At 32.8% G+C, this 12,831-nt stretch carries 10 protein-coding genes and 1 pseudogene; 1 reads left to right on the top strand and 10 read right to left on the bottom strand.

All coding sequences use genetic code 11. The features are described from left to right. Positions 1-11: 11 nt before the first annotated feature. From TERY_RS37540 to TERY_RS20565, 6 genes and pseudogenes are all read right to left on the bottom strand, one after another. Positions 12-220, bottom strand: a pseudogene (locus TERY_RS37540) (IS1 family transposase); the annotation flags it as partial. Positions 221-1,200: 980 nt separating this feature from the next. Next, positions 1,201-2,076 (bottom strand): isocitrate lyase/phosphoenolpyruvate mutase family protein, encoded by an 876-nt coding sequence (locus TERY_RS20585; RefSeq protein ID WP_011613594.1) that lies wholly within the window; start codon positions 2,074-2,076, stop codon positions 1,201-1,203. 181 nt (positions 2,077-2,257) lie between these two features. Next, positions 2,258-2,839: a DUF3226 domain-containing protein gene (locus TERY_RS20580; protein WP_011613593.1), complete on the bottom strand. Its 582-nt coding sequence runs from the start codon at positions 2,837-2,839 to the stop codon at positions 2,258-2,260. Continuing rightward, positions 2,840-3,925 carry an AAA family ATPase gene (locus tag TERY_RS20575; protein WP_011613592.1) on the bottom strand — a complete coding sequence of 362 codons (1,086 nt, stop codon included), beginning with the start codon at positions 3,923-3,925 and terminating at the stop codon, positions 2,840-2,842. Positions 3,926-4,611: 686 nt separating this feature from the next. After that, a complete protein-coding gene (locus TERY_RS20570) occupies positions 4,612-6,069 on the bottom strand; it encodes an FAD-dependent monooxygenase (RefSeq protein WP_011613591.1) in 1,458 nt (485 codons plus the stop codon). A 206-nt stretch (positions 6,070-6,275) separates the two neighbouring features. Next, positions 6,276-8,159 (bottom strand): AAA-like domain-containing protein, encoded by a 1,884-nt coding sequence (locus TERY_RS20565; protein WP_011613590.1) that lies wholly within the window; start codon positions 8,157-8,159, stop codon positions 6,276-6,278. A 977-nt stretch (positions 8,160-9,136) separates the two neighbouring features. On the opposite strand from TERY_RS20565, the gene TERY_RS33710 reads away from it, so the two are divergent. Beyond that, positions 9,137-9,313: a hypothetical protein gene (locus tag TERY_RS33710; RefSeq protein ID WP_155994533.1), complete on the top strand. Its 177-nt coding sequence runs from the start codon at positions 9,137-9,139 to the stop codon at positions 9,311-9,313. A gap of 997 nt (positions 9,314-10,310) precedes the next feature. On the opposite strand, the gene TERY_RS20555 is transcribed toward TERY_RS33710, so the two are convergent. The 4 genes from TERY_RS20555 to TERY_RS20540 all read right to left on the bottom strand — a co-directional run bounded on the left by TERY_RS20555 (position 10,311) and on the right by TERY_RS20540 (position 12,829). Next, positions 10,311-11,444, bottom strand: coding sequence for a KGGVGR-motif variant AAA ATPase (locus tag TERY_RS20555; protein WP_011613589.1), 1,134 nt, complete (start codon positions 11,442-11,444; stop codon positions 10,311-10,313). A 228-nt stretch (positions 11,445-11,672) separates the two neighbouring features. Further along, positions 11,673-12,017 carry a hypothetical protein gene (locus tag TERY_RS20550; protein ID WP_044136967.1) on the bottom strand — a complete coding sequence of 115 codons (345 nt, stop codon included), beginning with the start codon at positions 12,015-12,017 and terminating at the stop codon, positions 11,673-11,675. Then, positions 12,010-12,438: a hypothetical protein gene (locus TERY_RS20545; RefSeq protein WP_155994531.1), complete on the bottom strand. Its 429-nt coding sequence runs from the start codon at positions 12,436-12,438 to the stop codon at positions 12,010-12,012. Before TERY_RS20545 ends, TERY_RS20550 begins: the two co-directional genes overlap by 8 nt. Then, positions 12,431-12,829, bottom strand: a complete 399-nt coding sequence (locus TERY_RS20540; RefSeq protein ID WP_044136965.1) for a hypothetical protein — start codon at positions 12,827-12,829, stop codon at positions 12,431-12,433. Before TERY_RS20540 ends, TERY_RS20545 begins: the two co-directional genes overlap by 8 nt. Positions 12,830-12,831 lie beyond the last annotated feature (2 nt).

Raw genomic sequence — 12,831 nt, 5'->3', positions numbered from 1 at the left:
TAGTGATAAAATTACAGTGAAGCGATCGCTTCATTATAATGATTAATGAAATACCAAATATCTCCTAGATGGGACCGAAGCTTTATAGAAAAGGATAAAGTCTTTCTGACCAACCGAGAAATTCTTTGACGCAAAGTATTATTTAATCTTTCTATATAAGTTGTTCAACCTGAATATTCCCCACTGATTTATGTCTTGAATCAGGAAAAACAAGCTCGTAAACTGCGCGATCGCGACCTATCCATAGTTCTCTTTTTTCCTTATCCCAAATTGCTAAAGCAAAAATTCCTTCTAATAATAAAAAGGTTTCTAAACCACAATTTTGCCATAATTCAGCTACTGTTTAATTGGGATTAGTAGTAGGGGAAATATCTAGATTTTTTTGCAGTTCTGGGAGATTAGTTAAGGAAATATCACCTACAATAATAAACTTTTGGTTGGTGCTAATAGTTGGTTGAGTTCCATAAATTATTAAGTTGGAGTCATGCCAAGAAATATTTTCTTTAGGTAATTATTACCAAAGACCTTGAGCTGATCATCTAGAGCGATCGCCAATATATACTCCTACGATATCAATAGGCTGTCTGCTGGAATATTCCATAAATTGTCGATCAGAATGCTGAAAACGGAAGGGAGGCTTAGCATAGTGAGTACGTCCATACCTTATAATTTTAGTAGACTGGAATTTAAGACAATTTATCTGGTACAAACTGAATTTTATTGCTCTAAATATCTCATATCTTACTATTACTATACAAGACTACCAAAAAATAAAATTTAGTCGGTCAGTGAGGTTTTGTTTGATTTTTTTTTGCTTAATTCCCAATAAATTTATTGATCAAACATTTCCAGAAAACCTGAACCCATAATTTTTTTTGTAAATTGACTTGAAAATATTGACGATATAACTCACACCAAGGATGATCTTTGCAGGCAAGATACTCGCACTACATAATTTTCACCATTTACCCTGTACCTCATGTGTCCGAAATCTGCTGTATATTAAGTTTGAGTAGGTTTGGTGGTTTCAGGTTTCAGGTTAACAAAAAGAATTGAAAATGAATTGAAGTAAAAGGTTATGGAGATTTAACAGTGCGACCAAAATCAATGAATTTGGTAGTTAGATGTTATCAATTTGTTAATTTTTAAACCTGACGCCTCAAACCTAACGCCTGAAACCTAAAACCTAAAACCTAAAACCTAATGCCTAACATCAACTGAAAACTTCTGCTCCAACTCTTGATATTTAGGCACTTCAATAATATTTTCAAAATCCTGGAACGAAACAATATCTTGCAACCCTGCCGTAGTTCCATTTTCAAATAATTGACGATAACAATTGATCATCGCTTGAGTAGCAGAAAATAATCCTGACAAAGGATAAACCACTATTTTAAAACCCATTTCTGCCAATTCCTGACCAGACAAAACCGGAGTTTTTCCACCCTCAATCATATTTGCAAATAAATAGACATCCTCAAAAGCAGTAGCGATCGCCTGCAAATCTTCCAGAGACTGAGGCGCCTCAATAAAAACCACATCCGCACCAGCTTCAGCACAAGCACGTCCCCGCTTAATAGCTTCATCCAAACCCAATGGAGCACGAGCATCCGTGCGAGCAATAATGACTAAACCACTATCGCCCCTAGCATGAACCGCCGCTTTAATTTTCTCCACATGTTCTGCCATAGGAATAACCCGCTTACCCTGAAAGTGACCGCACTTTTTCGGCCATTCTTGGTCTTCCAAAATAATTCCGGCAACCCCCATATTGACAATATCAGTCACAGTTCTAATCACATTGAGTGGGTTGCCATATCCAGTATCAATATCAGCTACCAAAGGAATATTAACTGACTCAGTAATACGCCTAATAGCATAGAGCATTTCTGTAGCAGTAATAAAACCATAGTCAGGCCGACCCAGTGTAGAGCCAGAAATACCAAAACCGCTAGTAAAAACAACAGGAAATCCTATTTGTTCCACAATTTTTGCCCCAATGCAATCATAAACCCCTGGTAACACGAGAGCACCTGGTTGTTCTAATATTTGACGTAACTTTTTGCCTGCACTCATAAAATCTTCTCAGAATAAATTATCAAATAAACATGATAGAATTTTATACCTATTTTGAAAATTAAGATTAAATAATTTATTAAATTTATTAGCCCTAAATAAATATCAAATTAAGAATAATTAATTATACTATTTTATTTTATCTTTATTGAGTAATTAGATGAACATTAGGACAGTAAATTTAAAGACTTTTTATAAAATTTATCAAGGGGTTAAAGTTGGGGTGATTCCAGTCAATATATCCTGCTTGAGCAGCTTCACCTAGACGTTTATCAGGTTTTACTTGACTAGACAACCAGGCGTGGATTTTAGCCTTAGAAAATTCAGTTGGTTTTATATTTTTGTTTTTATTAATGCACTGAAAAAAATCTGTAATACAACCAATATCAGAATCATCAATCGCTCTTAAACAAAGATCTTCTAACATTCCTGAAGAACTATTGTCTGGAAATATAAATTTTTTGATGGTTAAATTTTTTTTCTCATTTAATTGGTTTTGTATAATAGAATTATCAATACTTTGAGAAGCAGTATCGAACGATTGATCAGCATCTCTAGTAATCCCTAAAGAGCACAAATTAGAAAAACCTGGTTTTAAATGCAAAGTTTTAAAATAATTATTAAGGTTATTCTTTCCATTATAAAAATCCACTTGAATATCATTAATTTTTAAATGTTTAATTAGTGAATAAAAAAAAAGGAAATCTTCCTTTCCTTCACCAATAATAAGCTTTGGCTTTTCAATTTTTTTATTATGAGTCATTTAGCGCATCTCCCAGCTAAGTCCTAAAGAAGTTTCAATATTATCCTTGTCATAAACTAAACTCTTAATAGAATTAGTTTCTTTTTCTCTCTCTAGTCTAAAATAACGAAAATTATATGATTCAGAGTCGGAAAATGCTCGATGAGCAGCATGAATACATTCATAACTATGAGTAGTCGCAAAAAGTTGAGTATTAAACTTTCTAGTTGCTATATTAATAGACTGCCAAACTTTTTCCATAGCTGAATAATGTATGCCATTTTCAATTTCATCAATTAATACTATTCCTCCTCGAGTATTCATGATAGATAAAATCATAGATAATAGCCTTCCCATTCCTTCTCCCATTAATACAACAGGAATTAAATTATCTCCTCCAACATCTCCATGAATAATAGGTATTCCTCCAGTGACTAAAATTTCTAAACGTTTTAATCTTGGCTCTACTATTTGTAATATCTCTACAATTTCATTTTGTTCATTTTTTAGTGCAAAATCACTAAACACTTTTGCATTTTCTGTTGAAGAAACTTTTAAACGACTACTATGAAAAACAATAGGATAAAAAAGTTGTATTTCTTCAATTTTTTGTTTTTCATCTTGCTGAAATTCTATCCTAATTTCTCCTTCTTTATCTATGGTTATAAATGCTGTAAAACCCAATAATTTTTGACCTGCTTTTTTCAGCTCCAGTTTTAAGTCTTTGATAGTTTTTCTGCTATTTGTTTTTGAACTTAAAGGAAATAATCTTGGACTTAATGCTTTATCTAAACTCAATTTCAACTCTCTCTCTTCACCATTTTCATCTATGGTTTGAATTTTAATAGATTTACCAATTTGTTTTTGATAAAATAACCATTCACAAATTTCTTCAATGTCAAAAGTTGGTTGTTGAATTACTCCCCTATTAAAGTTTAATTCAAACGGAATTTCTATAGAATTTAAACTATTTAATAATAAAATTGCTTCCAGGAGAGCTGTTTTACCAACATTATTAACACCTCCAATTAAATTAATTCGTTCTATATTATCAATAGTAATTTCTTGAAAACATCGGAAATTTTTAATTATTAGACTTTTAAACATAATATAGATAAGTTTTATATGATAATTTTGATGTTTTGATTATTTAACCAATTGCTAGAATTTCAGCTAAAAATATAATTTAGGTTAGGTATTAATAAAGTAGATACTTTTTCGGTAAATCCAAAATTTTAAAAATCACATTATCGATTTATTCCAGATAAAAATGGAGTAAAAATTTAAACATTTAAGAACCCATATTTTTCTAATAAATTAGTGATAAATTGATTATATTGTAATAATAAATACTTTTGAATCCATCGTAGAAATGACTTGTAACTATAACTGTAACGTAAGCATTCAGCCCTCAGCATTCAACTATCAGCTATGAGTTATTAACTCATTATATTGGAAAGAGGAATTAGTCTCCAAGTATAATTAAAAAGTTATGTTTGCATAATATGACTGTTGCTCCCTATTCTTTATATTAGGAATATTTATTATATAATTGCTCATCAGGTAACCTTAGAGTTATTTGCATAAATTCAAAACCTGAAAGCTGACTGCTAAAGTGCTGAATACTTAAACTATGACCTTGTCTGTTTTACTAATTTTTATTATTGTCTAGCTACTCCTTTTTTCTGTTATCTTATAACCAAATTTTTATTGTCCTAGCAAAAAAAATTAGTGTTATAGAGGTAATAATTAACCCTAATTCAAAAAGTGCTTTGCATCTGATTATAAAAATACTATAAATTCTCTAAAAATAAAGCTATAGTTCCTAAAACAATAACTATTCCCAAGACAAATATAAAGAGAGTTGTTCTTTGAGCCATTCTCCATATTTCACGATAACTAAGTTGATGATTTTGAATTAATATAAAAGCGGGAGGAGCAAAAATAAAAGGCAATATTTTACTCAATAAGAACCGCATAAAAAAGTTAATACTCCATAGTCGTTTACCGAGAATACCTTGATTATATTGCCACGGATAAGCAGTTTGAGCTAGACGTATTAAAGGCTTTATATCTGGAGAACGTAAAGACTCAAATAATGGCAAAGTATCAGAGATAATATCATTAGTTTTAGTAAGTGCTTGATTAAGTATAAAAACATCTTCCAATGCCGAATTAACACCTTGCCCAATATCAGGAGGAAAACAATGAACCGCATCTCCTAATAAAACTACCCCACTAGAATTATCTGTATTTGATAATAAAAAATGCAACCCAGAACAATATTGAGGGATGGGGAAATATCCACCCTCACTTTTAGCAAAACGCTCTTTTTCTTCTGATAAAACTATTTCGTTTATTGGCAATTGTGGAAAAGCTTTATGGAAAAACTCAGACAATTTTTCACCATCTTGTAATTTCCAAATTTCATGTTCTGGTCGTCTAATAATATTTGCTGTTCTCGGTTTATTAGGGTCAGCAAAAGGCAAAATACCTAGAGATAAAGAATGTTGAGAATCTGAAAATGCTCCACGAATAGCATAAGCCATTGTACAAACTGCTTGTTCAGAATTATTATGGTCTAGAGGGAAGTTAGGGGGTAACGTCAAAACTTTGTACTTCAAACCAGAACTTGCAGAGGGAAAAAACTGCATTTTAAATTTATCTGTTCCAGAATTATCCCACTTATCTAAAGTTTGTCTAACTAGAGAATTAATCCCATCACAACCAACTAATAAATCTGCTTCAAATTCATAGTTATTTTGGTCATTTATTTCTTGAGCAATGATTGTTAATTTTCCATCTTTCTTGTTAATATCCAAACATTTTGTATTAAATAAAGTTGTAATCTTATTGTGCCAATTTTCCTCAATTTCTTGAAAAAGTAGCTGCAAAAATATTGGACGTTGTAGCCAATAAGCAGTTTTGCGATTAGGATCTATGATTGGTAATTTTGATGTTTTACGATTACCATTAGCCTTAATTTCTGTAAGATAAAATTCTGTATTTGGTACGCTGATTTTTGCTAACTTTTCAGTTAAACTAAATAGGTCGGTAAATTTTTGACCCCGCCCATCAATTAAATAATTAAATGATTTATCAGGTTCATAAAAATCTGCAGCTGGTCGTTTTTCTAATACTGTAATTTGATGCCAACCACGTTTAGCTAATATTAATGCTGTGGCAAAACCTGCCGGGCCTCCACCGACAATGACTGCATTTTTATTTGAGTTTTTTGTTTCTGTATACATAATTTTTTGAAAAAATATATAGTATTATTTCCGGTTGAATAGTTATAATTAAATATCGTAAAAAAAGCTTTTTTCTGATTTATTATTCATACTTTATAAGTTACGAAATTTCCCCTCAGATATATAGAGCTAAAGCCCTACTACAAACAAAAACTTTTATTATTTTACACCAAACTGCAAAAATTGCTAAAATTACTAGACTAACCTCATAAATGAACCTGAAAATATTGACGATATAACTCACATCTGGGATGGTATTTATTGCCCTGCCATTTTACTAAACCCAAACTGTCTAACTTAAAACCTAATATCCCTGTTAAACGTTCGTTCAAATTTTCAGAAATTATATTTTTCATTGCTGCAACTAACTCTGGATATTCTTCTAAATTCCACAAATGTCGTCGCAAATGGTCGCTATAAATTCCAGTTTCACTCATTACATTTTCCGGTAAATCTTCTAGAGTCAAATCTTGTTTAGAAATGTGATATAATGCCACCCTAACTAAATAAGGATGCCCACCAATAATTGCCATTAGTTTCTCTACTTCTTGCTCTGACCAATTCAAATTATGTCGGAATGCCAAGTCCTTAACTTGCGGGAGATTAAATTCTGGTAAATCTATAGGCAACCCCACATTAAAAGGAGATTGATTAATATTCATAGGAATATAAACCTCAGTAGAATGAACTACTAATAAGCGCAACTTTTTCCAAATAGCACGTCGTTTTGACTCTTCATGCCAGGCTCGTAATAATCCTAAAAAATCTTCGGCAATATCAGGGTATTGAAAAACTCGGTCAATTTCATCTAAACCTAAGACTAAAGGATGATCTATTTGTGCTAATAAATATTTCTCAAAATAATCCTTACAATTAACTTTACTACCAAAAATATCATCCCAATAATCATCTAATTGATTTGGCAAACGTAACTCCCTTCCCACATAAGCACAAAACCATTTTAAGAACTTTTCAAGATTACTAAAAACTTCTTTATCTACTAACTGAAAACTCAAAGGTATTGTTCGATATCCTTGGAATGCAGCATGATGTAAAATTCTTGCCATTAAAGAAGTTTTTCCCATCTGTCGAGGTGCTTTAATTCTAATCAAACTACTCGGTTGTAAGATAGTTTGATAACAACGTTCTTCTATGGGAGGACGCTCAATATAAAAATTAGATGCTACATCAATTTGTCCCCCTGGTATTTCTGGTTCTGCAGAGGGTAAAGGGGGGAAGTTGGCAGAGGCGATACTGCTAATTTCTTCACTCAGAGAAATTTCTTTTTTCTCCTCTATTTCCAGGGCAATATTACCTGGTGGAGCAGCTAGAAGAGTCAAAACTTCTTTAAGAATAATAATTGTATCTTCCGGCGATCGCCACTCCCGTTGTTGAATGCGATACAGATAACCACGTAAGTCATGGTTGAGAGGTTGAGTCAGAGAAAAACCTACCCGAATTGGCAAAATTACAGGTTTACGCTCTGGTCGGGAAAATTGTAATTCTCTGGCAAGTTGCACTTGATAGGTGAGCAACTCACTTTGTGCTGACTGAGGAGGCAAAAATAACAACAAATAGTCACAGCGTTTCAATTCAATATTAATTCGACGAAACCAATTTTCTCCCAGACGAATATGGTCTCCTGCCATAAATACTTGATGACCAGCAGCAGCGAGGGCTGTTTCAAACTGTCGCGCCAATTCTTGATCCGGGTCTTGCCTGTTATAACTGATGAAAATTTGGAAACTATTTTTAGTGACTATTTGTTCGTCGTTTAAAAGTGGTAGTAGTTGTGATAGTGGTTCTGAGTCCATTTCAGATGAGCTTTGTTTTCCGGAGCGGTAGTCAGTTTCATCCAAAGTTAGATCAAAAGCAGCAAAAAGTTGTTGAATTTTGCTGAGGTCTGCACCTACTCGTCCTTGTCGAATTTTACTAATAGTATCTGAACCAACTCCTGACTCTGCCTCAATTTCTGCCAGAGTACCTCTAAGGTTGTATTTCTGTTTCCACTCTTCAATAGCTTCATTTAATTTTTTCAGTCCAGAAGTTGTGATAATTCTTCCGCGATCGCGTTTTGATTTTTTTTCCATTGTTTATCAATAATTTTGCTATTCTTAGTTCTTTAATATTTTGACGGTAATTTTTACCCACTTATAAATCAAGTTTCACAAAAATTATGAAACTTATATTGATCAGCCAAAGCTAAATTCCTGCAGTTGATCAGATTAAAAATTATCTACTGGAATTTCATCCTCTATAATTAAATGAGTAATATCAAGAGCAGGTGTTTTTATTGTTTTATCTATTTTCATTTTAGATATCATATTCAGCAATAAAATTACTTAACGACAAAATATTTACAAAAATTGATTGTAGTCAAATACTATTAAATATACCACAAGTATCTGTAAAATAAATATTTACCTACCATACCAAAATCACGCAACCTCGCCTCAAGTTCTGCTAACTTCAGTTAAAGTAGACTCCTTTTGCAGCTTTTCCCATTCAGCACATTGTCAAGCCAGCTCTTTTTTAAATTTCTCTTGGTTCGCACCTTCGGCACCAGCATGACATTCACCTCAATATCGCACCAACACAACCAAATATCTTGCTTACCCTCAAATTTTCCTGATCATAAAGTCAACCCCAACCAGAGTTTTTCTAACCAAGTTTCGGCCATTTGCTGATCACCACTCGCTTCCAACTTATAGACTCAAGTGAAAATATTCACCTAACATTTGCAACGCTTCCAACACTGCATAGTACTCTACTCCCATTTCCACATAATTTTCAAATTTACTACCCAACTAAGGAGACTATTTCTAATACTACATCTGATACTTGCTCAAATTCCCAAATATAATAGCTGGGGTCTTTTGTTTTAAAGATTTACAAAAGTTGACCTACTAGACTTAACTAAAAGATTTAGTGGTTTAGGCGCGATCGAAGATCGGGAGCATGTTTTTTCATGGGATAACAACAGCAGGTTGCTCTTGCACGTTTGTTGCTGACTCAACCTCCTCATGCAATTTTAGATAAAGCACCATTAGCGCTCCGGATGTGAAAAATGAACAAAATATCTACAAACATTTGTAATGTGTATCAACTACTTATAACTTATATTAGTGTAAGACTCCACCTAACTTTGTTGGAATATCATCAACAAGTTTTAGAAGTAGTTGGTGATGAAACTTGGCAACTAAGTTCTTCCTATGATTACAAATTTTTAGGAAGTAGTAGATGAGTTGTAAAAATCACCTCCATCTTTTTCTTTAGCTCTTATTGCTCTGTCAGGATATTTTGGTTTTGACGTGACCGTAGTGCCTCTAAAACTTATATACACTTTGGCTGGCTCGTTGTCGTCTTTAGTTAAGGGTATAAGGTTTTTACCGAGCTTTAAGTATGTAAGATTAGACTCCCAAGATATTGGCATTAGACTTATATTTCTATTATTACTACTATTTATAATTGTAGTATAAATATAGAAAAGTAGCTCAGAAAAAATCAAAGCCACTTGTCGATTATTTAATGGATGATAAAAGTTAATAAGAAATCAATAGCTAGTAAAAAAGTAAGAGTTAGAACCAGTTAAAAATAAAGCATAAATACGTCCGTAGAATTTAACCTTAATAACTATATTATATTACAAATAAGCAAAAAGTCAACATATTTTTTGCTATCATTTTTTTTATTTTAAGCTATCTATTTATGAAAAGATAGGCTTTTTCTCTCTGAGAACTATCACAAGTAAATGATCTATGACAAGCCTAACTAAATATGACATACTTTGCCTAAAATATGACAAGCCTACTAACAAGTCTGTCATCCTAGATTAATATAGATTTGAGGTGGTTTTATGACGCGATGACGCGCTATATCCTAACTCCCGATGGAAAAAAAATTGAAACACTATTTTTTAACCTATATTTCTTATATTTACAGGTGTTTAAGGCATTTAGAAAAAAAATTAGGATTTCTCTCAAAAAAAAACGCTGAGTTAAAAATATTTGAATATTTTAGAGAAAATATAAAACTGAACTAACTTGGTTATAGGTCTGTCATCGCGTCATAAAACACCCTCAAGCTTATACTGCTATAGGATGACAGACTTTTTAGAGGGTTTGTCATATTTTAGTGGGTAGTCTGTCATGGAGGTTAGGACTGTCATAGATTTTAAATTAAAATAATTCAAGTTTTTTCATAATAATAAATACCCAATTTTTTGTAAAATAAAATCATTTTTAGTTTGAATATATGAATCTTGCTATATTAGAATATATTTGGTTTATATTTGTATAATTGTTTAAGGAAAAATGCGGAACTACAAAAAATTCATCCTCTCTTTTTACACTGAAATTAATTTTTTCCCAGGCATTTTCTATCGCCTTGTCTTTGTTGACAAACTCTAAAAGGGAAAGGACTATTTTTTTCTTTAAGCCTAGTACATCAATGGCCTCTAATATTAAATTAGTTCCATTAATGCTATTATCACTGGTATCAGTAAAAATTAATGCCTCGTCTGCTGCCTGTGTTAGTAACAACGCTGCCCACTTACTCAAACCGCTAGCAGAATCTATTAGTATAAAGTCTAAGTCTAAATGTTCATATACCTCCTTTTTTAGAACAGACCAGAGTGTTTCATTGTCGTCTAGAACCACTTGCGGGTTAATGTATTCTAACTTACACGTGTAGTCTGGCGATAATTCTCCTGGGTAAAAGCCAAACAGGTTGCCGCCTGCCCATTCAAATTTAGTTTTTACTTCAAAAAATGTTTGGTCTATTGAAACTTCGACATCAACTTTCCCAAAAGATTTGTCGTAGAAATAATCTACAAAACCCTTTTTCGGCAATTCTTTTTGGTTAATCAAGGCACTTAGACCTGGAGATTCTAGGTTTAAATCCATCAGTGCAACGTTATAGCCTTTTTCAACCAGTTTTAAGCCTGTAATTGCTACACTTGTGGTTTTATCTCCTGAATCCCTGTAAGAATAAAACACTATTACTTTAGGTGACGGCGATCGCTTAACTCGCTCTACCTTTGTATAGTTCTGAGGGTTTGCAGCACAGTAAGCCAGCTCAAGCCAAGTACTTGGGTTAAAATATTTTAACCTGCTTGGCTTGCGTAGGTTTATTGAGTAAGACTCTTCGACAGTATAATACGTTGAATACTTGCTAATTTCATCTGCACCTATAGTCTTTAAATATTTAGATACAGAAATTCCCCTTTCCTGGCTACTTTTGCCGTAAAAATTGTTAGAAACTATTATTAACTCTAAAACTTTGTTTAAATCAAACTCTAACTCCACCCACTCATTAGAGTTATTTACGTATTTCTCTACTATTTTGTTTAACAAGTTTGTTTTCCAGTCTTGCATTGTTTTTATTTATAGCTTTGTTATATTTTTACAGCATTAATGACCAAAACATTTCTCCCTATATGGGTTGCAGTTTCGTTTAGTCTTTTTTCATCATCTTGTGGTACTTATAGACAGTCTGCACTATCTAGAAAATGGACTTTACTTGGAAAAAGCTTAACAATTATTTGTTTCATGGCATTGTTACTGTTTAATCCCCAAAGTAGTTGGCTACGATGGGGGTGATAATTAGCTATAGGAGCTTATGATGTCCTCAACTCTCCAATCCTCTATCTCTAAAGCGGTTATATATGCAGTTCTGTGTTCCTTATTAAACTTATAACCACTTAAACTCCACAGATAAAGAGTTCCGTCGTCAAACTTTTCTATTTTGAAAAATTCTTGAACTAAAGTATAAGTTAACTTGAATATTCTTTCTTTGTAAGCTATTAAGAATAACCTTGAGTTTGAATTTAGCTCTTCGTAGTCATCGGGAGTTAAGTCAGAGACTTTCATCCACTTTACCTGGTTTTTTATGTACCAGCCCATGCTACTATCTACACTTAGTTCGTAGGTTTTCATTTCATTAGACATTTTTATCGTAGTATTCTGGTATGTATACGTAAAGGTTTATTTTTTTCCAATCGCTACTTTCATTGCAAAACTTAAACTCAAATGTGCCTACCATTTCAAGATTTCCTTCTTGAAAACAGACTATAGAGTTAACCTTGTCTTCATATCCGCAAACTCGTAAGTGCTGTGTGTGATAAGTGACTATTCTTTTCCTTCCTTCCACGTAGTTGCTGATTTTTGTTTTGTTAGGGCTTTCTCCACTTAAAGATACAAGAATAGTTTTTGAAAAATTGTCATCAAACACTTCCCTGTAATCGTCTATTAAGAAAGCCCACCCAGCTTCATAAGATATCTTCCCATTAGGATTCTCGTTTCGCTGAAACCATTCCCAAGACCTTTCATGCTCAATAATTATGTTGCACTGATATACCTTATTATTCATTGCTTTTTCTTTTATTGTAAAGCTCTTCATCTGTGTAGTATATATAGATGTTTATTGGCTCTGGCTCAATTAAAATTTCCTCGCAACTGAACATGCAACTACCCACACGATATATTGCGCCTTCGTACAATTCAACTACGTGTGTCGCTGGCTCTTTTGAATTAGAAATAAATAGCTCACGCCTATGGGTGAAAACTTCCGTTTCATTCACAAGCTTGTAAGATTCTAATGTTGCATTTCTGATCGCTCCGTCTACTTCTAAAGTAACCTTCTTACAGTCAAAGGTTACGTTAAAAACTTTGTTGTATTCTTCAACTGAAAATACAAACCCAGCTTGTGGGTCAAGGTCATCTTCAGTTAATACATTACATTTAATTGGTTCAGTGTTCATAA

Origin of the sequence: Trichodesmium erythraeum IMS101 (genome assembly GCF_000014265.1) — a bacterium.
GTDB classification, from domain to species: Bacteria; Cyanobacteriota; Cyanobacteriia; order Cyanobacteriales; family Microcoleaceae; genus Trichodesmium; species Trichodesmium erythraeum.
Note: the sequence above shows the minus strand (reverse complement) of the source record. Positions and strands in the feature narration are given on the sequence as shown.